We start from the raw sequence: 22,956 nt of genomic DNA, 5'->3' as shown, positions 1-22,956 counted from the left end.
CAGGTCAGTTGGTGTGGGTCGCTACCGCTTGGACCGGCGGGAGGGCGGGCGGCTCGGTCGGGTCGCCGGTTGGGACCATGCGGCGTACTGCCTCCGGCATCGCGCCGACGGTGAAGGCGCGAACGGCCGGCCCGGCGGACACGGTGACGAACGACGCGACGGTCGGCACGTCGGCGGGGAGCGGGATGAGGTGCTCCCCCGCATCGAAGTGGGAGTCGACTACGCGCATCGACGTGCTCGTTGGTTCGGGTGGCGTGAACGACGTGGCCCACCAAGCCTCGACGACCACTCGGGACGGCTCCTTCAGGGTGAGCCGCACCGTCCGCCGAGTCGTGTCATAGGCCACGTCATTGTCGTCCTGGGCGGTCGACATCGCGCCCTCGACCTGGGCCGCGACAAGCCCTGCGATGCCGCCGAGACCCTGCACGAAGGTGACGTGACCGTTGCCCTTGGAGATCTCCTCCCTGAGGTACCGCTTGGTGGCGGGCGGAACCATTCCGCCGAACACGACGACGTCGAACTGCGTGGTGTCGTACGCCGTCAGCACCTCGTCGAACTGGTTGGTCGCGTCGGCGTGGAAGCCCTTGTCCCGCAGGATGCCGGCGGCCTCGAGAATCACGCTCGGGCTCCTGCCGATGATCAGAATGCTGGCGCTTGATGCGTCCATGAGCCGGTCTCCCCGGAGAGATTGAGTGTTGGTGTTGCCAACATAGCAAGTGTTGGCCGCGCCAACAACTGATATCGTCGGCTCATGCCGATGGATCACCCGCCGAGCCGTACTCCCGCCCGCGTCAAGGATCGTCCGACCTGGCTCATCAGCCGGACCTTCGCGCGCTCGTCGGGTCTCCTCGCCGCCGGGTTCGAGTCGCACGGCCGCGGACTTCGCAGCTACCACTACCGCCTGCTGGCCGCGCTCGAGGAGTGGGGACCCGCGAGCCAGGCCGAGCTGGGCCGCGGGACCGGGATCGATCGCAGCGACGTCACGGCGGCTCTGACCGAGCTCGAGTCGCGCCAGCTCGTCGAGCGGACTGTCGACCCCGGGCACAAGCGCCGCAACATCGTCACCATCACGCCGGCGGGAGTCGCCCAACTCCTGGAACTCGACGAGGTCATCGACGACATCCAGGAGCAGGTCCTGGAGCCCCTGACCGCCGCGCAACGCCGTCAGTTCATCGCGTTGATGGCGAAGCTCCTCGCACCCGAGCCGCCCAAAAGCTGAGCGTGCGCCATGACAACCATGACTCCGCCACCCTCACCAGAAACCACCTGGTCGCGAGCTCCTGAGAAGGGAGGCGGTGTCGGATCGGGGCCGCTGTCTTCGTAGCAGGGGTGAGCGGCCGCCGCGAGGGCGCCGCCGTACGCAAGGAGGACATCATGACCGCGACCTACACCTTCGACATCTTCTCCAGCCTCGACGGCTTCGGCTCGTACGACGGCGGCGACTGGGGCGGCTACTGGGGCAAGCAAGGCCCCGAGTTGCTCGAGCATCGCCTTGCCGTGTACGGCGCGGAGCAGCGGATGATCTTCGGAGCCACCACGTATCGGGCCTTCGCGCAGATGCTGGCCTCGAGCACCGCGGAGTCCGAGGTCCGCGACCCTTGGGTCACCCGGATGAGAAGCCTGCCGGCAACGGTGGTGTCGACGACACTCGAAGGACCCCTCGACTGGCCGGACGCGACCGTCGTGAGCGGTGACGCCGTCGACGTCGTCACCCGGCTCAAGGAGGAGTCCGACGTGCCGCTGCGCTCCCACGGCAGCCTGTCCCTGAACCGCGCGCTGATGGCCGCCGGCCTGGTCGACCGCATCCAGGTAACGCTCTTCCCGGTGATCGCCGGTCAGACCGGGGTGCAGCCGATCTTCCAGGGCGCCGCGGACTTCGACCTCGAACTGCTCGAGAGCCGGACCCTCGACGGCCGCACCCAAGAGCTCACCTACCGCCCCACCCTCCACGTGTGAGTCTGGTATTTGCCCATAGCAACTTCCAGGGCGGCTCGGTGAGCTCCGGGCGGTGCGCCCCTACGGGCCATGGACTTCGCGCGCCCACAGCCAGTCGATGATGCGGTCGACGCCCCGGGCGAGCTGGCGGCGGTAGGTGGTGAACGGCAGGCCGAGCACCTCCGCTGCGCGTTCCTGGGTGGCGGCGGGCCGGAGGAAGGTGCGGTCGACAGCCCGGAAGGGTCTGTCGTCACGCGGGTCGGCCCGGAGTGACTCGGCGGCCTCCAGGACGAGGGTACGAAGCGTGTCGGCGGATGAGTCTCCGTGGTCACGGACCAGCCTGGAGCGCAGGAGCGGATTGCCGGCGAGCCGGTCCGGCCGGTGCAGCGACCGCAGGGCGGCACGGACCGCGTGGGCGAATTCGGGCTGCGAGAGCACCAGCTCCGGGTCGGCGCCGGTTGGCGGTCCGGCAGGGGCGCCGATCTCCCGATCGGCCATCAGCTCCAGCCAGTCCAACGGCCCCAGCCGCCGGAAGTCGTGGGCGTACACGGCGTAGTGGTGACCGCCGATGTCGTACTCCGCCTCGTGGGCCCGGTGGTAATCGATGTAGGCGAAGAAGGGCTCCCAGAATGCCGCGTCCTCGAAACACGCAATGAAGTCCCAGGACAGTCCCGGACTGGTGAGCACGTGCTGGACATGCCGTGCGGTGATCACGTTGTTCGACGCCGACGGCTTCTGGTAGGCCTCGCGATCCATGAAGAACCTGGCCGCGTAGACGGTCTCGCCCGGGCGCGGCGGGCCGTGTCGCTGTGCGTACTCCCAGATCGCCGCGGCGGCGGGGTCGGCGGCGAGGTCGGATTCGCCGGCCTGCTCCAGGTTGATCTCCCCGGCGTAGCCGATCGGGTCACCGGCACCGGCCCGGAAGGCCACGAACTTCGCCGCCGGATGCTCCACCCAGTGCGCCACAAGCTCGGCCTGCTCGACTCCCTGGTGCCGCCTGGTCATCGCGAGGATCGGAGCCCGGTCCTCGTCGCGGAGCTCGTCCGGGAACGCCTGGCCGAACGTCTCCCAGTCCCAGAAGCTCCTCATCAGCGGGTTGTTGCGGTGCAGGAAGATGATGTCGGCGGACCACCGGTGCTGTTCCAGGCCCGTCGTACGACGGGCCTGTTCCACCAGGTGCCGCCGTACCCGCCGGTGCAGGTCGGCGTACGACGCACGGTCCCGCCAGCGCAGGTCCGCGTCGAGGACATCCCGCGCCACATCATGCGGGAACACGCCGTACTGGTCCTCCTCGATGAACGACAGACCACGCAGCCAGCCGAACAACTCATGCGCGTCGTCGCCACCGAGCGCAGTGCGCAGCAGGTCTTCCGTGGTGAACCGGGCGTGCGCGCACGCCTCCAACGCTTCCCGGTGCCGTGGGCTGGGGACCCACTCGACGAAGTGCTCGAGCAGCACCCGAACCACGTCCGGCGTCTCCTGCAGGGACAGGCCCGGCGCGAGGGCACCTCGGTGCTGCTCGACGACATCCACCAACAGGGACAGTGCGAGCGGATGACCGTGCGTCATCTCGAGCACCCGTCCATGCAAGTCCTCGGGCACACCCGCGGCGCGCAGGTAGGCGCGCGCGTCGTCGGGTTGCAGGTTGCGCAGGGCAACCACTCGCAGCAGCTCGCCCCAGCCGGGATCGCTGGCCCACTGCGGCGACGGCGGCGTCCGCCCGGCCGCCACGACCAGCGCGTCCGCGGGAAGCGCCGGCAGGAACTCCTCCCGCAGCCAGTTGTCCAGCGGCATCAACTGCTCGTAGGTGTCGATGAAGAGAATCGGGCGCGGGCGCGCGGCGAGGCTCTCCAGTGGTGCTGCTCGGTCCGATACGCCGAGAGCCGCGCCGAGTGCGGCGTAGAACGCGGGCGGCGACGGCTCGATCGTCCGGGCGTCCAGCCGCACCGCCGTGGCATTCGCCTCCTCAGCGGCCTCGGCGAGAGCGCCGAGCAAGGTGGTCTTCCCGATCCCACCCGGACCGTGAACGAACAACACAGCGAAGCCGGACTCGCCCGGCGTCAACGCTGTCCGGAACAGCTCGAGTTCACCGGTCCGCCCCACGAACCGGCGGCGCCGCGCCTGCCGAAGCCGATCGGCAACCGTGATCGCACCGAGCTCTGCCGCCGGCGTCGACTTGCCACGGCTCGTCATGCGCCACCCCCTCCGGCACTCCGAGCACCCTCAGTCCAACCTGCCCCTCGCCCGGCCGGCGGTCAAGACGGACGGACAGCTCGTACGGCGTTCGGACAGCGATTGGACAGTGATTGGTCTGGAAGGTGAGCAGGTCGATGCCGCACGCTGCCCGCACTGAGACAGCTCCGGAGGTGCGACATGGCGGAAATCCTCGTACTGGGCGCCGGCCTGAACGGCCTGGTCACCGCGATGCTCCTGGCCCGCGACGGCCACAGCGTCACGATCCTGGAACGCGACGAGGCCCCGCCCGGCAACGATGCCGAGAACGTCTGGCTCGAGTGGCAACGACCAGGCGTCAACCAGTTCCGCCAGTTGCACTTCATGCTGCCGCGCTGGCGAACGCTGATGCAGCGCGAACTGCCGGCCGTGCTGGATCAGTTGATCGCCTTCGGCGGCTCCCGCCTGAACGTGTTCGACCAACTGCCCGCCACCGTGACCGGCGGCCGGCGCGACGGCGACGAGCGGTTCGAGACGGTGACCGCCCGGCGCCCGGTCCTGGAGGCAGCAGCCGCAACCGTCGCGCAGCGGACCCACGCTGTCTCGATCCGCCGCGGTGTCAAGGTCACCGGATTGCTCACCGGGCCCGCAATCATCGCAGCGGCACCACACGTGACCGGTGTCGTGATCGACGGCGGCGCAGTACTCCGTGCCGATCTCGTCGTCGACGCGACCGGCCGGCGGTCGCCGGTCGGCGCGATGATCGAGTCCGCCGGCGGCCGCCGCCCCCACGAGGAGCGCGAGGATTCGGGATTCGTGTACTACGCCCGCCACTTCCGTTCGACCGACGGGTCCCGTCCCGCGGTCCTTGGCCCACTGCTCCAGCACTTCGACAGCCTGTCGGTCCTGACCCTTCCCGCGGACAACAACACGTGGGGCGTCGGGTTCACCACGTCCGCCCGGGACAAGCAGTTGCGCGGGCTGCGCGACGCCTCTGCCTGGCAGGCCGCGCTGAAGCTCTACCCGACCGCCGCCCAGTGGGGCGAGGCCGACCCGATCACCGACGTCCAGGTGATCTCCGGTATCGAGGACCGCTACCACCGGTACGTTGTCGACGGCGAACCGGTGGTCACCGGGCTCGTCGCGATCGGCGACGCGTGGGCGTGCACCAACCCGTCGCTCGGGCGCGGCGCGTCGATCGGGATGCTGCACGCCTGCGTACTCCGCGATCTGCTCCGCGACGTCGGCCCGGACCAGCCGGAGAAGCTCGTACGCCGGTTCGACGAGATCACCGAGAGCACTGTCACCCCGCTGTACCGGATGACCCTCGCCTTCGATCGGCACCGCCTGAACGAGATCGCCGCCGATGTGGCCGGCGAGACCTACCAGACATCCGACGCGAGCTGGGCGATGACCAAAGCGCTGTACGCGGCGGCGCCCCAAGATCCCGACGTACTGCGTGCCTACGTGTCCGTCGCGTCGATGCTCTGCACTCCCCCGGAGGCACTGGCAGCACCCGGCATGGTCGCCAAGGTCCTCACGCTCGGCGCCAACGCCCCCCAATACCCAACCCCTGGCCCCAACCGCGCAGAACTCCTCGCCACTATCGCCACCGCACGCTGACGCCACTGAAGGAGTTCGCCATGCGCTTGGACATCAACGGAACAATCCTCGAGGTAGCGGACGTCGGCGACGGCGAGCCCGTCCTCCTGCTCCACGGCTGGCCCGACAGCCACGAGGTCTGGCGCCACCAGATCACCGCCCTCGGCGAGGCCGGCTACCGAACCATCGCGCCCGATCTCCGCGGCTTCGGTCAGTCCGACAAACCCGGCACCGTCGCGAGCTACGGAATGATGCAGATGGTCAGTGACCTGATCGGGCTCCTCGACGTCCTCGGGACAGGCCCGGCCCACGTCGTCGGCCACGACTGGGGTGGTGCGATCGGCGCCGTACTCGCGGCACTGTCGCCCGAACGGGTCGCCAGCCTGACCTGCCTGTCGGTCGGCCACCCGGCCGCGTTCGCCGCCGCAGGCTGGGAACAACGCGAGAAGTCCTGGTACATGCTGCTGTTCCAGTTCCCGGGCATCGCCGAACGCTGGCTCGCGGCCGACGACTTCGCCAACCTGCGCAACTGGAGCCGGCACCCGGACATCGACTCCGTCATCGCGCACCTCCGCGACCCCGAGGCCCTCACCGCGAGTCTCGCCGTGTACCGGGCGATCCTGCCACCGGAATCGCTGATCCGGCCTTCGACCGAGCTCCCGCGCATCCAGGCACCGACCATGGGGATCTGGAGCAGCGAAGATCTTGCCATCACCGAAAAGGCGCTGACAGGCACCGCAGCTTTCATCGACGCCCCATGGCGGTACGAGCGGATCAACGGCATCGGCCACTGGGCACAACTCGACGCACCCGGCCAGGTGAACGCCCTGCTGCTCGACTTCCTGACCAGCCTTCCTGCTCCCACAGCGGCGTACTCCTGATCGTCTACGCCACGCCTGCGGCCCATCCCGCGGTTTCGCCGTGGATCCGTCCCGTGGTCGTCGACAGGCGCTGTCCGCTGGCCGAGGATCGTGCTGCGATGATCTCCGCCGCGATGGAGATCGCGGTCTCCTCAGGCGTCCGCGCGCCCAGATCCAAACCGGTGGGTGACGACAGCCGGGCGAACTCTGCGTCAGTCACACCCGCCGCTCGCAACCGGGACAGCCGATCCTCGTGAGTACGGCGCGATCCCATCGCGCCGATGTAGCCGGCGTCGGTGCGCAACGCCACTTCCAGCAACGGCACGTCGAACTTCGGGTCGTGGGTCAGCACACACAACACGCTGCGCCGATCCACCACGCCCTGTTCGAGCGCCTCCGCGAGGAAACGGTGGGGCCAGCACACCACCACCTCGTCCGCCTCGGGGAAGCGCTGCCGAGTGGCGAACACTCCGCGCGCATCACACACCGTCACGTGGTAGCCGAGAAACTTGCCGACCCGAGCCACAGCGGCCGCGAAATCGATCGCGCCGAACACGAACATCCGCGGCGGGGGCGTGAACGCCTGGACGAACACTGCGATCTCGGCACGCTGACACTCCCCCTGCGCGCCGTAGTACCGGATCGCGGTGGCCCCCTGGTCGAGCATGGCCACGGCGTCCTCGACGACGGCGGCGTCCAGGCCCGAGTCACCGAGACTGCCAGTGACTCCGTCCGGCCAGACGATCAACCGCTGCCCCAGGCGCTCTCCGGTCGTGACCACGGTCGCGACAGCGACCGGCCGACCTGAGTCGACCGCGTCGGCAATCGCATCGAACTCGGTGAACGCGGCCAGGTCGACCGGCTGCACCAAGACCTCGATCACTCCCCCACAGGTCAGGCCCACAGCGAAGACATCATCGTCGGAGACGCCGTACCGCCGCACAGTCGGTAGGCCGGTCTTGATGACCTCACGAGCCACCTCGTACACGTCGCCTTCAACACAGCCGCCGGACACGCTGCCTACCACAAGGCCGTCGCCGGACACCGCCATCGCCGCGCCCGGTTGGCGAGGCGCCGAGCGGAACGTGTCGATCACGGTGGCCACGGCGAACGGCGCGCCATCGGCGTACCACTGCCGGAGGTGCGGGAGCAGGTCACGCACGTCGCCTCACATGTTCTCGGCGCCGGCCTTGACGGCGTCGCGGATCCGGGAGTAGGTGCCACACCGGCAGATGTTGCGCAGCTCGTCCAGGTCCGCGTCGGTGATCTCGTGGCCCTCCGCGCGGGCCTGTTTGACCTTGGCCACGGCCGCCATGATCTGGCCGGGCTGGCAGTAGCCGCACTGGGCGACGTCATGGTCGAGCCAGGCCTGCTGCATCGGGTGCAGGTCCTTGCCGACGGTCGCCGGCAGACCCTCGATGGTCGTGATCTCGTCGGCCGGCTCGATGTCCTTGACCTGCACGGAGCACGGGTTGAACGCCTTGCCGTTGATGTGCGAGGTGCAGGACTTGCAGACCTCGAGCGCGCATCCGTACTTCGGGCCGGTGACGCCGAGCAGGTCGCGCAGAACCCACAGGAGACGAACGTTGCCCTCGGCCTCGACGCTGATCTGCTTGCCGTTGAGCTTGAAAGTGTGCGTTGCCATGGCTTCCTCAGAAGGTGTGGTCGAGACCGTCGGTCGGTGACTGCGGGGTGGACGGCTCCAGCGGCAGCGGCTCGAAGCCGAGCGTGCCGTGGTTGATCGGGAAGTACGTCGGCATGGTCCCGGTGGCGCGGGCGTAGGCACACGCGATCGCGGCGAAGGCCGGTGCCACCGCCAGCTCGCCGGCGCCGCTGGGATTGTCACTGGTGTTCGGCATGATGATCACCTGGACGTCCTGCGGCGTGTTCCACTGCCGGGTGTAGAAGTAGTTGTCCCAACTGCCCTCGAGAGGCATGCCGTTCTTGATGTGCAGGCTCGACGTCAGCGCCAGCGCGATGGCGTCCTGCAGGCCACCGATCATCTGGGCTTCCAGCCCGCGGGGGTTGATGCAGAAGCCTGGATCGACCACGATCAGCGCCTTCGTCACCCGCGGGCCGCTCACGCCGTCCGGAATCGGCCTGTTCACCGTCTCCGGCCGGCAGTCGATCTCGACCAGGGTCGCGACCGCGCCGCGGTACTCCGCGTGCAGCCCGACGCCCTGCGCCATGCCTTTCGGCATCGTCTTGCCCCAGTCGCCGACCTCGGCGGCCTTGTTCAGCACCGCCAGCAATCGCTGGTCCTTGAGGAAGTTGCGCCGGAACCGGACCGGGTCCTGGCCCAGCTTCGCGGCGAGCCGATCGACCACGAGTTCCTCGGCACACACCACGTTCGGCGAGTAGATGTTGCGCATGCTGCCGGTGTTGAACTCCAACGGGATCTCGTTCAGCAACTGCGTGGTGACGCCGAAGTTGTACGGCGATGACTGGCTCAGCGCGAAGATCGTCTCGGCGAACGAGAGATTGCCGCCGACCGGCAGGTGTGCCGCGGTCGAGGTGATCATCTCGCCGAGCCCGTGACCGAATTCGGTCTGCACACTGGTGTGCCGCTGCTCGTAGCTGAGCACATTGCCGGCCAGGTAGTTCACTCGCACGCGCGACGTACACATCGGGTGGACGCGTCCCTGCCGGAAGTTGTCCGTGCGCGACCAGGACAATCTGACCGGCTTGCCCATCTTCTGGGAGATCTCCGCCGCCTCGGCGGCCACATCGTGGAACAGGCGCCGGCCGAACGAGCCACCGCCCTGGATCACGTGCACCTTCACCGCGTCGATCGGCAGGCCGAGCCGTTTGGCGATGTCCTCCTGGGCGACGATCGGCACCTTGAGGCTGGCCCAGATCTCCGCGCTGTCCGGGCGAACGTCGGCAATCGCGCAGTCCGGTTCGAGCGGGCTGTTGCTGGCGAAGGCGAAGACGAACTCGGCGTCGATCGTGCTCGACAGCAGCGGCGGCACGGCCATCGGCAGCTGAGCCGCGCGCAGCTTCGCCAGCACCGTGGCATCGGACTCGTCGTCCACCGTCCCCGGGCCCCAGGTCGCGTCGACCACCTGGATGGCGTCGATGCACTGACCGAACGTCTCGCCCCGGATCGCCACGCCGTGGGTGATGGCGACCACGTCGGTGATGCCGGGCATCGCGCGTACGGCGGCGAGATTGTTGACCGCCTTCACCGTGCCGTTGATCGTCGGTGGCCGGGCCACCATCGTCGGCTTGGCGTTCGGGACCTCCAGGTCCAGCCCGAACTGCTTGCGGCCGGTGACGATGTCGAGAGCGTCGACGCGGTTGTGCGGGCGCCCGAGGATGGTGAACTCGGACTGGGGTTTGAGCTCGGCGGACACCGTGATCGTCCGGGAACTGGCCGCGGCCTTGGCCAACGACCCGTACGTCGCCGTCCGTCCGCTCGGCCCACTCACCACACCATCGCGAGTGGTCAGCTTGCCTGCGGCGCACTGTGCGGCGGCCGTTTCCACCAGGCGTTGCCGAGCGATCGCAGCGGCCGTGCGGACCGGGATGTACATGCTGCGCATCGAGTTCGAACCGCCGGTCAGCTGATTCATCAGCAACTCCGGCCGCGCGTCGGCGAGCCCGATGGTGATCTTGTCCATCGGCAGGTCCAGCTCCTCGGCGACCATCATCGCGATCGATGTGGTCACGCCCTGGCCGACCTCTGCCCTGGGTACGGCGAAGAACGCGGTGCCGTCGGTCTTCAGTTCGACCGAGATCAGGCCGGACGTGGGCGCGGCCGCGAGGTTCTGCAGATCGCCGAGGTCGAAGATGTCCTCGGGCTGCGGCAGCGAGGGAACCGCGGCATCCGCCGGCCGGGGGTCGGAGGTGTTGGCGATCCAGCTCACTCCGACCGCCAGGGTCGGCGCGGCGAGAAGGTACCCGAGGACCCGACGGCGCCCCAGCCGGCCGCGCTGCTCTGTTGACTCGTCAGGCGACCGACGGTGTTCGGCCATGAAGATTCCTCCGTGTTCGACCAATGCTGGGAACGCAGTCTGACAGCGCGGAAGCTGCCGCGGCATGGCCAGAACGCCTACGTTTGGCCCAGCCTGACTGTGCACAACGCACAGCGGCGGGATCAGCTGCTCTGCGGCGGAAACAGCCTGATGGCACGGAGCGCGAGGCCAAGATCCAGGTGGTAGGCGGCGTCGGTCAGGTCGCGTCCGGTGATCTGCTGGATCCGGTGGAGCCGGCTGATCACCGTGTTGCGGTGGCAGTGCGCCAACTCCGCCGTACCGCGAACGGAACCGCCTGCCGCCACCCACCTCTCGAGGGTGTCGAGCAGTAGTTCCCGCTCGGACGCGGGCACCTCCATGAGCGGCACCAGCCACGTCTGCACGAGTTGTTCGGCCAGCTCCGGGGCACTGAGCAGCAAGGCTTCTGGGAGCCGCTCGGTCAGCGACGCGACCCCGATCTCGCCAACCGGCAGAGTTCGCCGGGCCAGCGTCGCCTGGCGGTATGCGACGCCGACGTTGGCAAGCCCGGATACCACGCCCGACACGCCGGCAGGCGCGCGTACGGCGGCGCGCAGCGACCGGAGTACTGTGTCCGGAACTTCCGTGCCCAGGGCAAGCAATCCGACGACGGTGTGCACCCGCACCTGCCACGCCGAGCCGACCCGGACGCCGGCCAGCCGCCGTTTGAGCGAAGCGGTCGTGCAGTCGTCGTCGACCAGGTTGTCGATCGCCACCACCGCATAGCGGCCGTTCACCGGGATGTCGAGAACCGTTGCCGCCTCCTGGACGAACGCCCGGTCCTTCCCTCGGCCATGTAGCAAGCCTTGCCAGAGCGTCGATCTGCGTCGCTCGTCGGCACGGACGAGCTGGCGTTCCGCGGCGTGATAGGCGGCCGCGACCTGCGAGGACGTGCTGTCGACGACCTCCCAGACCTTGCTCGCGACATCCAGCAGCGCATCGGAGTCGACCACGCCCTGCGCACGGGCCTCGTCGATCAGCGCCTCCCAGACCAGCCGCCCGCCGAGCCGGAACGAGCGGAGCACGTCGTCCAGCGGCATCCGCTGCTCTGCCCGCCGCCGTCCCGCCGCCCGCGCCGCGTCGAAGTAGTCGTCGGTCGCGGACCGGCCCAGGCAGCGGTCCGCGTCGGCGACCATCTGCACAACCCGGGCGACATTGTCATGACATGACTGCCACAGATCATCCGGCGGAACCGAGTTCACCTCACGGTAGGCAGGGTTCTGCTCGTAGATGGTTCGCACCAGCGCGTCGGTCACCGTATTCAGCTGGAGCAGGACGCTCCCAGCCAATGACTCCGCAGTCCGCGGCGCCACCGGCCGCGCGACGTACCGCCGTGCCACCTCACTCATAGTCGGCACAGCATCGCACACCGTCGCCAAACCTCACACCCCGGACGGGCTCCGGCTGCTGCCGAAGCCCGGCGGCCATGAGACCGCTAGGCCTGATTGGTGACGAGTAGGACGCCGAGCGCTATGAGCAGGACCAGGATCATGCCGAGTACCGTGGGTGCGCGCCGGCTGAGTGATGTGTCCGGCGGTACGAAGCGTGCGGCTGGATCCGTGCTGCGCTCCCACCACCTGACGATCCGCGCGAAATCCCGGTGGAAGTAGAAGTAGGGGTCCATGCTGCTGTGCCGAAGCGCGGGCAGCGAGCGACGCCGCCCGTCCGCGAGGGCGATTCGGACCACCCGGAACGTCCCGTGGTTATTGGTGGTCTCGCGGATGTCGACCCACCGGATCTCCTGCCACGGATGGGTACGACCACGCCGCCCGAAGCCGTGGCAGACGGTGATTCCGGCCGCCCCGACCCTGGTCCAGCTCCGGAGCGCGATGAAGCTGCCGAGGCTGACGAATGCGGCTCCCGCGCCCATCATCCAGCAGGTGACCGCGGGGTTGCCGAGTCGAAAGACGACGGAAGATCCTCCGACGATCAGCCCGAAAGCCAGCACCACAAGGGGCATTCGGGAAAGCTGGCGGTACCGATCCTTCCCGCGGAAGGTGAGTTCCTTCATTGAAAACACATTACAACTACTGCCCTCTGCCTGTTAGTCGTTTACGGATCACACCCGGCAGGAGGTGCGGCGCGCACCTCCTACCGGGCGAGTCCGTCAAGCGAGGCAGGCCTTGACCGCGGCGGCCAGGCTCGACGCGCGCGGTTCGCCGATGCGGAACGACCAGAGGTTCATCACGTAGCCGAAGCCGACACCGGCGTCGGGGTCCGCGAAGCCGATCGATCCGCCGGAGCCCGGGTGACCGAAAGACTTCGGTCCGAGCATCGGCTGCGGCGGGCACGACCGCCAGAACCCGAGCGACATGTAGAAGGAGCGGTCGGCCGGGATGTCCAGGCCCGGCGGGAGCCCGTACATCCGCGTCTTGTCGGTCTGGACCTCGATCGCCCGCTCGACCGTGGCCGGCTCCAGCAGCCGGATGCCGTCGACGTCGCTCACCGTGGCGGCGTACATCCGGGCCACCGACCGCGCGTCGGCGACCATGTTCGCGGCCGGAACCTCGGCCGCCCGCCAGGCACGTTTGGTGAAGTAGTCGGAGGTCGGGTCGAACGCGCCGCCGAGAGTGCCGGCGGCGGCCTGGACCGAGCCCTCGCCCCACACCGAGGTCATCCAGGCGTTGACCGTGTCCGCGTCCAGCCCGGTGGTCTCGATGATCCCTTCGGTCATCTCCTCCAGGGTGAACGGAGCGGCGTACTCGATCGTGGCCACCTTCTCTTCCTGCTCCTCGGGCAACCCGATCCAGGCCTGCAGACCGAGCGGACCGGCCACCTCGTCGGCGAAGAACGTGCCGAGCGACTTGCCCGAGATCCGGCGCACGACCTCACCGACCAGGTAGCCGAAGGTCATGGCGTGGTAGACGTGCTCCGTGCCCGGCTGCCACAGCGGCTTCTGCGCCTCGAGCGCCCGGATCACCGGGTCCCAGGCGTACGCCTCCTCGAGCGTCAACGGTCCGTCGATGACCGGCAGACCGACCTGGTGCGACAGCAGCCAGCGCACCGGGATCTGGTCCTTGCCCGCTGCCCCGAATTCCGGCCAGTACTTGACCACCGGGGCGTCCAGGTCCAGTTCACCGCGCTGCGCCAGCATGTGTGCGCAGATCGCGGTGGCACCCTTCGTCGTGGAGGCGACCTGGGCGATGGTGTCCTCGTTCCACGGCCGCTTGGACGCGCTGTCGGCGAAGCCGCCCCACAGGTCGACGACCGGGCGACCCCCCGCGTAGACGCAGCACGACGCGCCCGCCTCGCCGGGGTTTCCCTCGAAGTTGGCGCGGAACGCGTCCGCGACCTTCCCCCAGCCGTCCTCAACGTGTCCGTGCACGTTCGGTGTGTTCATGCTGCTGTTACCGCCCTTTCGAGAGTTGTTCGGTCTTCCTGGCGACCACGATCGCCAGCCGCCCTGACGCCGAGCAGTCACCGCACTGACACGGCGTCAGCTTGGTGAGGTCGATCGGCGCCCCGGACCTGGCCGGCAAGCTTCTCAACGAACATTTCAGCGACGCGTGATGCGTTCGGGTGCGAAAGGCTTCAGCAGGTCGGCCGCCTGGCCGGTCATGATGAGTTCGGACAGGAAGAAACCAGTCGCCGGCGCCAGGGTGATGCCGGACATCGAGTGCCCGGTGGCCAGGTAGACGTTCTCGAAACCCGGCAGGCGTCCCAGGATCGGCAGGCCGTCGGCGGCGAGCGGCCGCATCCCGACCCACTCGTCGTCGACGGTGCCGTCGGGCCACTCCGCCATGTACTTGCGCGCCCCGACCTGGATGGCGCGTAGGCGGCGCCGGTCCAGGTTCAGATTGAGGCCACTCAGTTCCATCGTTCCGGAAACGCGCACCTTGCCGTCGGAGAACGGCGTGACGACCACCTTGGACTCACCGAAATGGATGGGCCGCAGCGGCTGAATCCGGGGACGGACAGAAAAGCTGTAGCCCTTGCCGGCTTGCATCAAGAGCTTGACACCGAGCATCCGCGCCAGCGGTTCGGTCCAGGCCCCGGCGGCGAGCACCAGGTCGTCGACTTCAAGCCTTCCCGACGAAGAGTGCAATGCGGTCACTCGCCCATTGCGGTGGTCGATCCCGATCACCTCGGTGCCCTCGAGGATCTCTCCCCCGACCTGGACGAGGCCGTCCGCGAATCCACCGGCTATCCGCGCCGGGTCGACGTGCGCCTCGCCCTCGATGACGAACCCGGCGGCTACATCGTCGGAGAGGAACGGTTCAGCCTCGTGAAGCTCGTCTCCGGTCAGGACTGCGTCGGGCAACGGGTACCCGTAGGCGGACAAGACCCTCAGGCGGTCGAGATCACCCTCGAGCGACGCGGCGTTCAGGGCGACCATCAGAATCCCCGCACGCTGGATTCCGAAGTCGATTCCGCGCGCGGTGAGCTCGGAGTACAGGGCATGGGTGCTTTCGCCCAGCTTGGCCGTCGCATGCATTCCGCGCTGGAAGGCTCCGTCGTTGCAGTGCCGCCAGAACTTCCAGGACCAGCGGACGAAGTCCCGGTCCGCTCGCAGGGCGAAGTAGATCGGCGATGCAGGGTCCAGGAGCGACTTCATCGTGTAGCTGACCAGACCCTTCGCGGGTACCGGTCCAGCGAACGAGGGCGCGATCCAGCCGCTGTTGCCCCACGATGCTCCGCTCCCGGTTCGACGGGCCTCGATCACCTGGACTGCCGCGCCCGCCTGAGCGAGGTAGTAGGCAGTGGCCAGGCCGATGGCCCCGCCGCCAACCACGGTCACCTCTTTGGTCACGGTCGTCTGCTTCTCACGAGAAGTCGATGACGATGCCGACGCCCTCACGCTGCGCACGCGCGACGATCGATGCCGCCGCCGCGACGTCCTGGATCGCCAGTCCCAGCGACTCGAACACGGTGATCTGGTCCTTGGCCGTCCGCCCGGCCCGGGCACCGACGAGCAACTCGCCGAGCTCGGGAGGGTCGAACGACTCGGCCAGTGCGCCTTCGGCGAGCGGGATCAGCATGTCGCCGGCATTGGCGAAGGCACCTTCGCGGCTGTCGACGGCGAAGACAGCCGCAGTGCGAACCAGGTTGGAGCAGAGTTCGCGACCGTCCCGGTGAAAGGCGCCGACGGCGTTGAGGTGGGTTCCCGGTGAGATCCAGTCTCCGTCGATCAAGGGGTCCGTGGACGATGTCACGGAGCAGATCAGGTCCGCTCCGTCCACAGCAGACTGCACGGTGCGGCACACCTCGACACTGAAGTCGTGAGATTCAGCCCACCGGACGAACTCGAGCGCCCGTTCCTCGGTACGGTTCCACAAGCGAATCCGTCGGAGTTCGCGGACCTCGGCCATCGCCAGCAGATGGCTCCGCGCCTGGACTCCCGCGCCGATGATGGCGAGATCGCCCGCGTCCGGCGTGGCCAGCAGATCGGTTGCGGCAGCCGAGGTGGCGGCCGTCCGGAGCTCCGTCAGCACACCGCCCTCGAGAAGCGCCAGCAGCACGCCCGTCACGGGATCGAGTAGCGCAACGAATGCCTGAATCACCTCCAGGCCACGGTGCTGGTTCCCAGGAAAGATGGTGAGCACCTTGACCCCGAGACCGCCCGCATCCCCCTGAACCGATGCGGGCTTGAGCCACACGGACCCTTCGAGCGCCGGCGGCTCAAGCACGACCCGAGCAGGCTGAAACACCTCTCCCCTGCCATGCGCCACCATCGTCGAGCGCATCAACTCGACAGCGTCGCTCAGGGGAAACGCCCTGCGTACGTCCGCGGCGGTCAGTACCAGCATCCCGACGTCTCCATCTCGAATCGCCACCGAGCACGACAGCCGGCGGTTGCCCAGCTGACCACGCTATTCGCCCGCCCGCGACGAAGCATTCTCCATTCGTCGCAAGCCGGCGACCCGCTCTCCTCGTTCTGTAGGTCGCGGGTCATCAGGCACCGGCCCAGACTCGGTGCGTGACCGAGTTGACCAGCGCCAAATTCGTTGCCGAGGGCACCAGCGAGGGACAGCCCGTCGCCTGCTACGACTTGACTCTCCCGGAGCATGATGACACCGCCGAGCTCGCAGGGTGGCTGGAACTGATCCGCGTGGACTACTTCGAGACGCGAGGAAGTGACCCGTCAGCGATTGTCGCGGTGGTGGTCGCGCCGTCGACGAGCTTCGTCGACTACGGGCTGCGATTCGTCGCCGCGGCAGGACCGCTCGGTGGATGTGGCGAGGCGACGCTGTTCGCGACGTACGCGTGCACCAATCCGGATGTGTACCCCTCCGTCACGTTCGAGACGTCGGGCGGTCAGATCGTGGGGAGCAACCTCGGGTCCGGGCGGATCGCGATCCAGATGCCGGCAGTGGCGCCCGCATCGGTGGTTCAGCAGGTCGAATACGAGGACGAGTTCCTTCGGATCAGGTCAGTCATGGCCGGCGGCAACCGCTTCGCGGCCGTCAGCGCCGACGACCTCGGTATCCGGCTCGATCAGCCCTCGCTCGATGAGCTCACAGTGACAGGGAGCGACCTACTGCGCTGGCTCCGTCGGCGCGCCAGTACGTCGAGCGAGCAGCAAGCGCCGGACATGCTGCTCATCACCGAACCAGTGGCCGGATCGTCGACCCGCAGCGCCGTCATCTGGGGTGACTCGGTGCTCAACCGTGGTCCTTGTGGAACCGGGACCTGCGTTCGCTACGTCCTCGCCGTCGAAGACGGCGACGTCAGTCCGGGATCGCACCTCGTGCACGAAAGTCCCTTCGGCTATTCCTTCGAGGCGCACTCGATCGCGGTGGGAGCCGACAGCACGACCGACGGGCTGAACATCGTGCTCAGCGGCGTTGTCGAGATGGTGTAATCAAGCCTCTGGATCATCGCCACGAGGATGTCTGACACCGATCAGCCGCGCGATCTTCAGGCCCAGGTGGTACATGAGGCGGTCTTCCCCGTCCGAGAGTCGCGCACCGGTCAGTTCCTCGATGCGTTGGAGTCGGTAGTACAGGGTGGTGCGATGCACGAACAGTTGCTCCGCCGTCGTTTGTACGTCTCCCGCGTTCTCCAGGAACGCCTCGAGGGTGTCGACCAGTTGGGCCCCTTTCGGACCTGATCGGATCAACCGGAGGAGGCCGGGCGGCAGGCATGTCTCGTCGAGTTCACGATCCGGGATCCTGGTGAGCAGTCCATAGACGCCGAGCTCCTCGTGGGACACCACGCGATCCGGGCCGCCCATGCTGCGCGCTACCCGCGCTGCTCGTTGTGCCGTCTCGTACGAGCTGTGCGCGTCGGCCAGATCGCCGGCCAGGGTACCGATTCCGGCGTACGGATCTCTGTCGGGCAGATCCGCCAGGATGCTCGACACCAGATCGCGCGCCAGCGAGACCTTCTCCTTGCCGCCGAACATCGGATCCTTGTCCGACAGCAGCAGGAGCCCATGCTCGCGCCGAACCAGGCAGACGTGCCGGCGATCGCTCAGTCGGCGCCCCGTGCGATCGAGCCAACCACCCAGCACGTCTCGCTCACTGTCCGACAGTCCACGACCGTCGGCATCGAGCGTGACCAGCACGACGCACACCGGCTCGGACGCCACGAAGTAGCCGGCGTCCACGAGCTCGCCGGCGGCGTGCCGACGGGCGGCCGCGTCACCGGCCACCATCAGCTCCTGGGCGAGTTCGCGGGCCTTGCTCCTGCTGAACTCCTCTTCCAGTTGGTCCCGATACAAGGCGACGGCCAACGGGTCGATCGTCTTCAGAACCGTCTCGAGCTCGGTATCGGTGAGCCCGGTCCCGCCCTCGACGATCCAGACGTACCCGAGCAGCGCGCCCTGCCGCCGGATGGGGACCACCAGTCGTTGCTCGGTGCAACCGATTTGCGGATCGAGCGGGGGCCGGAACGGTTTCACCGCGGTCCGTGCGCCGGCCGCCCGCGTCCAGGCCAGGACCTCGGGGCGCACATCGCGTTGCTGGAAGATCGACTGCCGGCGGAGCCGGTCGACCGGACCGTACTCATGGGAGGAGAAGGCCAGCTGGCGCATCCGGGCATCGTCGATCGTCACGTTGCGCTGAATCTTGTGGCCGAGAGCATCAACCAACCGTTGGAGCTCTGACGTCATACCGCTGACGATATCGTCCGCGGGGCGGCGTCGCATCGGACTCCCCTGCCGTCAACCGTGGCTGCGTGTCACACGCCCGTTCGACCCAGGCCCCACGACCGCAGGTACTCGGGGACGGCCGTTCCGGCCGGCACGTGCTCGTCCGCGACCGCCTGACCAGGTACGACGCGCAGCGGGAGCTCACCCGCCCAGACCGGCAGGGCGCGATCCGCTACGGCGTCGTCGCCATCGCCGGTGCGCACCTTGACGGAGCATTCGTCGAGTGGGATGGACACCAGCAGGACACTGGCCAGCTCGGCGTCCGTCAGGGGTCGCAGATCCGGCAATCGGCCCGGGATGAATTTCTCGACGAGCGCCAGCATTCGCTCCAGCTTGGCCTCGGGATCCTCCACCGCCGTACCTGTGCCCAGGACTACGACCGACCGATAGTTCACCGAGTTCTGCAGAACCGAGCGCCCCATCGCAAGGCCGTCGAGAACCGTGGCCTCCACGCAGACCGGCGCGCCGTCAGCGATGAGGTTGAACATCCGGTTCCGGCGTGAGCCGTGGATGAGCAGCGAATCGCCGACTCTCACATGAAGGGTGGGCAACACGTACGGCTGGTCGTCGACGACGACGCCGACATGACACATGAGAGATTCGTCCAGGATCTCGTGGACCCTGTCGAGGTCGTAGGAGGCTCGGGCGGGACGGCGCCGAACCCGGACCCGCGGACTCGCGGGCCCCGCAATCGCATCACTTCTCGACATCTGGGCGGCCTTCCTCACGATCGTCGTACGGCGATCTGGGTCGCGTGACGGACGACCCTCGCAGCAGCGTCGTCCCTGCATCGATCATCGACATCCCGACCCACGAATGCCAACGACAGCGGTCGCAAGTGTGCGGCCGCTTGCTCGGCATCTGTCGGAGTCGACAGCGGCTCGGGCGACCTATGGTTCCAGTGACCGATTCGTTCCGCCTGACAGAGGATTCCCCATGCTCGGCTTCGTTGGTGCAGGAAACATGGCCGGTGCGATCGCGCGCGGGCTCGGTGAGCCGATCTACGCGACAGACAACGGTTCCGGGCGAGCGGCGGCCCTGGTGGCCGAGTTGGGCGGAGAGGTCATGCCCTCCAACGCCGACCTCTTCCGGCGTTCGGACATCGTCTTCCTGGGGCATCGTCCCGACCAGCTGGCGGCGATCGCCGAAGGTATCGACGCCACGGGAAAGCTGGTGATCTCGATGATGGGCCCGACCACCATCGCTCAACTCCAGGACGCCTATCCCGGCGCCACCGTCGTACGGACGATGCCCAACACGCCGGTCGAGGTCCGCAGAGGCGTGGTGGCCGTGGCCGAAGGCGGTGAGCCCGCCGTCGACCTTCTCTCCAGGCTCGGAACGGTCGTGGTTCTGCCCGAGCGCCAGATGGATCTCGCCACGGCGACGGCCGGGGTGATGCCCGCGCTCATCGCCGTCCTTGCGGAGGCAGCGATCGATGCCGCGGTCTGCCACGGTCTTGACTTCGAAACCGCGAGAGACATGTTTCTCGAGACGATGGCCGGCACGGCCGAGCTTCTGATCAAGCGGGACGGCGACACTCTCGCCGTACGCCGAGAGGTCGGCACACCGGGTGAGTCGACGGTCCGTGGGGTCGCTGCCCTCGAACGAAACAACGTCCGTACGGCGTTCATGGACGCCTTCCACGACGTCCTGACCCGCCTGAGCCGTCCCTACCTGGGCGGGTCCGTAGTCGTGGACTGACCTACGACACGTCGTCGGCGAGCGTTCGCCGCCGTAGCACCACACTCCCGGTCGGCACCGCGGAGCAGGCCAGCACCGCGCGCGAACCCGGTGGGAGTGCCGGCTCGATCAGGTACGAGACTTCGCCGCGCACGAGGTCGAGCGTGCAGCTGCCGCAGGCGCCGGACCGGCAGGCGGAGAGCACGGGCACCCCATGTTGCTCGGCCAGCTCGAGCAGCGTGCCATCAGCGTCCGTCCACGTCGCCGCGGTGCCTTCGGGCAGGTAGGTCACCGAGTACGGGCCGGGACCCGGTGCGGGCCGTCGGACCGGCGGATCGGTCGCCGGCGAGACGAATGGGTCGGCATGGATCCGATCCCGGTCCACTCCCGCTGCTTGGAGGGCTGTGGACGCCATGGTCACGAACTCGGTCGAGCCGCACACCAGCGCCTCTGCGTCGACATGGCCTTCGTTGGGCAGGTGCTCGAGGAGGTCGCGCGCGGTGGGACGTCGTGCGGCTGCGTTCGAGGGACGGGTCTCGAAGAGCGCGGCCGTCCCGCCGGACAGCCGAGCGTGCTCGACCACCTGGGGCCACAGCGTCGCGCTCGGCTGACTGGCGTCGACGTGCAGCACGGAGACCGGGCGCCGGTCGGCAGCCGCCACCAGCTGCTGCAACGCCGCAGCCACGGGCGTGATGCCGATGCCGGCACTGACCAGGTACAACGGCCGCTGCTCTCGGGAGAGCGCCGGGACTCCGAACGGACCTGAGACGAGCAGGCGGTCTCCGCCGGCCAGCAACGCGAGGCGCTTCGAGACCTCGCCGCGCAGCCGCACCGAGATCCGAATCCGGTCGTCCTGCCGTCCGGAGACGCTGTAGGCGCGCCAGGTCAGGCCGTCGTTCGCGGTGGGCAGATGCACGCGGATGTGCTGGCCGGCCGCCACCGGCAGACCGAAGGGGTCGCGGAGCCACAAGCTGATCGTCCGGGCGTCCTCGCGAACCGTCTCGAGAACCTGCGCCTCCCGCGGCCACGCCTGCGGCACCTCGCGGCGTTCCCGCAGCCCGTCGACGAGCCGAGCCGGATCCGGCCGGCCACCGGTGACCACCGTCGCGCCGGCGCGAAGCCGGGCGGGCTTCGCTACACGCGCGTACACGCCAAGGTTCGGGTGGCCGACGGCTCGGGCGAGCAGGGAGGGGAACTCGAGGTCCCGCGCTCCGGTCGCCGGGTTCGCGGACGTCGCGCGGCAGCGGGCGGTGGGCCGGATCACCTCGACCTCGCAGTCGCCGAGCCGGACGCGTCGGCCGACCCACGAGAGCTCCGCGAACGCGGGCAGGCCGTCGAGGTAGACGTTGGCGCGGAATCGCCGGGGATCGAGCGTGCATCCGGTGAGCCGCTCGAGGGCGCGGACCGAGGCAAGGTTGATCAGCGAGAGTTCGGCATCGGACAGGTCCCACAAGGCCACCGCATCCGCGTGGACAAGGCGCAGCCCTGGTTCGCCGAACCAGCCGCGCAGGACGGCGTCCTGGTCCTCTTGGGAGTGATCCGAACGCACCGACGGCCCAGCTGGGTGAGCACGGTGGCAGAGCTCGACCGCGCCGGACCCGAGCATCGTCACCGTCACCTGTGTCATGTCGGGATCGCGTGCCACTTGCTTGAAGGCCGATCGTGCCAGCCACTTCGTCCGGGGCGGCATCGGCTGATCGCCGCGCGCGATCGCCAGTGAACGGTCGTGCAGCACGCCGGTGCCAGGCAGGACGTCGACCTCGTCGACCGCAACGCCCACAGCACCCTTGACCGGGTACACCCACAACGAGTCGACGAGTCCGGTCGCCGTACTCACGACCGTCCCAACCGGTCGCTGTAGACCGGCGCCCGGTTCTCGCGGACCGCGGCGATCGCCTCCTTGGCGTCGGCCTCGGCGGCGAGTCGCCCGGTCATCCGTTGCTCGAACTCGTAGCCGGCCTTCAGGTCCATGAACTCGACCGTGTTCAAGGCCTCCTTGGCATGGCGAAGCGCGGCCAGGCTGTGCCGCGTCATCTTCTCGGTCAGTTCGAGCGCGCTGTCGAGTACGTCGTCGTCCGCCACGACCCGCAGTACGGACCCGAACCCGACGAGATCCGCCGCCGGCCACGGCTCGGCCGTGAAGTACATGGCCCGCACGATCGGTTGGGGAATCAGGCGGGCCAGGTGCGCAGCTCCACCCATCACACCGACGCTCACTTCCGGCGTACCGAACCGGGCGCTCTCACCAGCCACGACGACGTCGCACGACGCGGCGATCGCCAGACCGGTCCCGAGCGCCACTCCACGGACGGCGCCGACCACCGGTACCGGACAGTCGTAGATCGAGGCGAAGGCATCGCGGACCAGCCGCATCCGCCCCGCGGAGTTGAGCTCGGTCAGAGTGAGGAACTCCTCGAGCTCGTTCCCCGCGCAGAAGTGCTTGCCGGCGCTGGTGATCACCACCGCCTTCGCACCGGGCAGCGTCTCGTCGAACCGGCCGAAGAGGTCGCGGATCTCCTCGTACATGCTGAGGTTCACCGCGTTGACGGGTGGCCGGTTGAGTGTCACGACGGTGGTCGCGCCACGGTCTTCGGTGCACAGAAACTCGTAGGACATCTAC

Annotated in this window: 20 protein-coding genes; 6 read left to right on the top strand and 14 right to left on the bottom strand. The window is 68.4% G+C overall.

Annotated features, from left to right (window positions below):
* Positions 1-4: 4 nt before the first annotated feature.
* Positions 5-667 carry a hypothetical protein gene (locus OG558_RS32975; RefSeq protein ID WP_405066470.1) on the bottom strand — a complete coding sequence of 221 codons (663 nt, stop codon included), beginning with the start codon at positions 665-667 and terminating at the stop codon, positions 5-7.
* A gap of 84 nt (positions 668-751) precedes the next feature.
* Here OG558_RS32975 and OG558_RS32970 point away from each other — a divergent pair, with 84 nt between their 5' ends.
* Complete coding sequence (locus tag OG558_RS32970) at positions 752-1,219, top strand: MarR family winged helix-turn-helix transcriptional regulator (protein ID WP_405066469.1); 468 nt, start codon at positions 752-754, stop codon at positions 1,217-1,219.
* A gap of 155 nt (positions 1,220-1,374) precedes the next feature.
* Entirely contained in the window at positions 1,375-1,956 is a 582-nt protein-coding gene (locus OG558_RS32965) for a dihydrofolate reductase family protein (RefSeq protein ID WP_329477612.1), read from the top strand.
* 60 nt (positions 1,957-2,016) lie between these two features.
* On the opposite strand, the gene OG558_RS32960 is transcribed toward OG558_RS32965, so the two are convergent.
* Positions 2,017-4,128 (bottom strand): AAA family ATPase, encoded by a 2,112-nt coding sequence (locus OG558_RS32960; protein WP_405066468.1) that lies wholly within the window; start codon positions 4,126-4,128, stop codon positions 2,017-2,019.
* A 180-nt stretch (positions 4,129-4,308) separates the two neighbouring features.
* Between OG558_RS32960 and OG558_RS32955 the strand changes: the two genes are divergently transcribed.
* Both OG558_RS32955 and OG558_RS32950 read left to right on the top strand, forming a co-directional pair.
* Positions 4,309-5,730 carry an FAD-dependent oxidoreductase gene (locus tag OG558_RS32955; protein WP_405066467.1) on the top strand — a complete coding sequence of 474 codons (1,422 nt, stop codon included), beginning with the start codon at positions 4,309-4,311 and terminating at the stop codon, positions 5,728-5,730.
* 20 nt (positions 5,731-5,750) lie between these two features.
* Entirely contained in the window at positions 5,751-6,590 is an 840-nt protein-coding gene (locus OG558_RS32950; protein ID WP_405066466.1) for an alpha/beta fold hydrolase, read from the top strand.
* Between the two features lie 4 nt (positions 6,591-6,594).
* On the opposite strand, the gene OG558_RS32945 is transcribed toward OG558_RS32950, so the two are convergent.
* The 8 genes from OG558_RS32945 to OG558_RS32910 all read right to left on the bottom strand — a co-directional run bounded on the left by OG558_RS32945 (position 6,595) and on the right by OG558_RS32910 (position 16,311).
* The gene (locus OG558_RS32945; protein WP_405066465.1) at positions 6,595-7,731 is read right to left on the bottom strand and encodes an XdhC family protein; all 1,137 of its coding nucleotides are present in this window, start codon (positions 7,729-7,731) and stop codon (positions 6,595-6,597) included.
* Positions 7,732-7,737: 6 nt separating this feature from the next.
* On the bottom strand, positions 7,738-8,214 hold the full coding sequence (locus OG558_RS32940) for a (2Fe-2S)-binding protein (protein WP_405066464.1): 477 nt from the start codon (positions 8,212-8,214) through the stop codon (positions 7,738-7,740).
* A gap of 7 nt (positions 8,215-8,221) precedes the next feature.
* Complete coding sequence (locus OG558_RS32935; RefSeq protein WP_405066463.1) at positions 8,222-10,546, bottom strand: molybdopterin cofactor-binding domain-containing protein; 2,325 nt, start codon at positions 10,544-10,546, stop codon at positions 8,222-8,224.
* A 122-nt stretch (positions 10,547-10,668) separates the two neighbouring features.
* Positions 10,669-11,913 carry a PucR family transcriptional regulator gene (locus OG558_RS32930; RefSeq protein ID WP_405066462.1) on the bottom strand — a complete coding sequence of 415 codons (1,245 nt, stop codon included), beginning with the start codon at positions 11,911-11,913 and terminating at the stop codon, positions 10,669-10,671.
* A gap of 86 nt (positions 11,914-11,999) precedes the next feature.
* Positions 12,000-12,575 (bottom strand): PH domain-containing protein, encoded by a 576-nt coding sequence (locus OG558_RS32925; RefSeq protein WP_405066461.1) that lies wholly within the window; start codon positions 12,573-12,575, stop codon positions 12,000-12,002.
* A 96-nt stretch (positions 12,576-12,671) separates the two neighbouring features.
* Positions 12,672-13,889 (bottom strand): serine hydrolase domain-containing protein, encoded by a 1,218-nt coding sequence (locus OG558_RS32920; protein ID WP_405066460.1) that lies wholly within the window; start codon positions 13,887-13,889, stop codon positions 12,672-12,674.
* A gap of 171 nt (positions 13,890-14,060) precedes the next feature.
* Positions 14,061-15,314, bottom strand: coding sequence for an NAD(P)/FAD-dependent oxidoreductase (locus OG558_RS32915; protein ID WP_405066459.1), 1,254 nt, complete (start codon positions 15,312-15,314; stop codon positions 14,061-14,063).
* A gap of 13 nt (positions 15,315-15,327) precedes the next feature.
* Entirely contained in the window at positions 15,328-16,311 is a 984-nt protein-coding gene (locus OG558_RS32910) for an ornithine cyclodeaminase family protein (RefSeq protein WP_405066458.1), read from the bottom strand.
* Between the two features lie 170 nt (positions 16,312-16,481).
* Here OG558_RS32910 and OG558_RS32905 point away from each other — a divergent pair, with 170 nt between their 5' ends.
* On the top strand, positions 16,482-17,366 hold the full coding sequence (locus tag OG558_RS32905; RefSeq protein ID WP_405066457.1) for a proline racemase family protein: 885 nt from the start codon (positions 16,482-16,484) through the stop codon (positions 17,364-17,366).
* Here OG558_RS32905 and OG558_RS32900 read toward each other — a convergent pair whose 3' ends face one another.
* The gene (locus tag OG558_RS32900) at positions 17,367-18,617 is read right to left on the bottom strand and encodes a PucR family transcriptional regulator (protein ID WP_405066456.1); all 1,251 of its coding nucleotides are present in this window, start codon (positions 18,615-18,617) and stop codon (positions 17,367-17,369) included.
* 68 nt (positions 18,618-18,685) lie between these two features.
* Positions 18,686-19,366, bottom strand: a complete 681-nt coding sequence (locus OG558_RS32895) for a pyridoxamine 5'-phosphate oxidase family protein (RefSeq protein WP_405066455.1) — start codon at positions 19,364-19,366, stop codon at positions 18,686-18,688.
* A 226-nt stretch (positions 19,367-19,592) separates the two neighbouring features.
* On the opposite strand from OG558_RS32895, the gene OG558_RS32890 reads away from it, so the two are divergent.
* Complete coding sequence (locus tag OG558_RS32890; RefSeq protein ID WP_405066454.1) at positions 19,593-20,357, top strand: pyrroline-5-carboxylate reductase family protein; 765 nt, start codon at positions 19,593-19,595, stop codon at positions 20,355-20,357.
* A gap of 1 nt (position 20,358) precedes the next feature.
* Here the strand turns inward: OG558_RS32890 and OG558_RS32885 are convergent, their stop codons facing one another.
* Complete coding sequence (locus OG558_RS32885) at positions 20,359-22,173, bottom strand: MOSC domain-containing protein (protein ID WP_405066453.1); 1,815 nt, start codon at positions 22,171-22,173, stop codon at positions 20,359-20,361.
* Complete coding sequence (locus OG558_RS32880) at positions 22,170-22,952, bottom strand: enoyl-CoA hydratase-related protein (RefSeq protein ID WP_329477648.1); 783 nt, start codon at positions 22,950-22,952, stop codon at positions 22,170-22,172. The genes OG558_RS32885 and OG558_RS32880 overlap by 4 nt, the downstream gene beginning before the upstream one ends.
* Between the last annotated feature and the right edge of the window lie 4 nt (positions 22,953-22,956).

Source organism: Kribbella sp. NBC_01510 (genome assembly GCF_045040325.1).
Taxonomy (GTDB): Bacteria; Actinomycetota; Actinomycetes; order Propionibacteriales; family Kribbellaceae; genus Kribbella.
Note: the sequence above shows the minus strand (reverse complement) of the source record. Positions and strands in the feature narration are given on the sequence as shown.

Excerpts from the sequence above, each read along its gene's own strand:
- OG558_RS32975 (WP_405066470.1), bottom strand. The coding sequence starts at position 667 with ATGGACGCATCAAGCGCCAGCATTCTGATCATCGGCAGGAGCCCGAGC.
- OG558_RS32970 (WP_405066469.1), top strand. The coding sequence starts at position 752 with ATGCCGATGGATCACCCGCCGAGCCGTACTCCCGCCCGCGTCAAGGAT.
- OG558_RS32965 (WP_329477612.1), top strand. The coding sequence starts at position 1,375 with ATGACCGCGACCTACACCTTCGACATCTTCTCCAGCCTCGACGGCTTC.
- OG558_RS32960 (WP_405066468.1), bottom strand. The coding sequence starts at position 4,128 with ATGACGAGCCGTGGCAAGTCGACGCCGGCGGCAGAGCTCGGTGCGATC.
- OG558_RS32955 (WP_405066467.1), top strand. The coding sequence starts at position 4,309 with ATGGCGGAAATCCTCGTACTGGGCGCCGGCCTGAACGGCCTGGTCACC.
- OG558_RS32950 (WP_405066466.1), top strand. The coding sequence starts at position 5,751 with ATGCGCTTGGACATCAACGGAACAATCCTCGAGGTAGCGGACGTCGGC.
- OG558_RS32940 (WP_405066464.1), bottom strand. The coding sequence starts at position 8,214 with ATGGCAACGCACACTTTCAAGCTCAACGGCAAGCAGATCAGCGTCGAG.
- OG558_RS32935 (WP_405066463.1), bottom strand. The coding sequence starts at position 10,546 with ATGGCCGAACACCGTCGGTCGCCTGACGAGTCAACAGAGCAGCGCGGC.
- OG558_RS32930 (WP_405066462.1), bottom strand. The coding sequence starts at position 11,913 with ATGAGTGAGGTGGCACGGCGGTACGTCGCGCGGCCGGTGGCGCCGCGG.
- OG558_RS32925 (WP_405066461.1), bottom strand. The coding sequence starts at position 12,575 with ATGAAGGAACTCACCTTCCGCGGGAAGGATCGGTACCGCCAGCTTTCC.
- OG558_RS32910 (WP_405066458.1), bottom strand. The coding sequence starts at position 16,311 with ATGCTGGTACTGACCGCCGCGGACGTACGCAGGGCGTTTCCCCTGAGC.
- OG558_RS32900 (WP_405066456.1), bottom strand. The coding sequence starts at position 18,617 with ATGACGTCAGAGCTCCAACGGTTGGTTGATGCTCTCGGCCACAAGATT.
- OG558_RS32895 (WP_405066455.1), bottom strand. The coding sequence starts at position 19,366 with ATGTCGAGAAGTGATGCGATTGCGGGGCCCGCGAGTCCGCGGGTCCGG.
- OG558_RS32890 (WP_405066454.1), top strand. The coding sequence starts at position 19,593 with ATGCTCGGCTTCGTTGGTGCAGGAAACATGGCCGGTGCGATCGCGCGC.
- OG558_RS32880 (WP_329477648.1), bottom strand. The coding sequence starts at position 22,952 with ATGTCCTACGAGTTTCTGTGCACCGAAGACCGTGGCGCGACCACCGTC.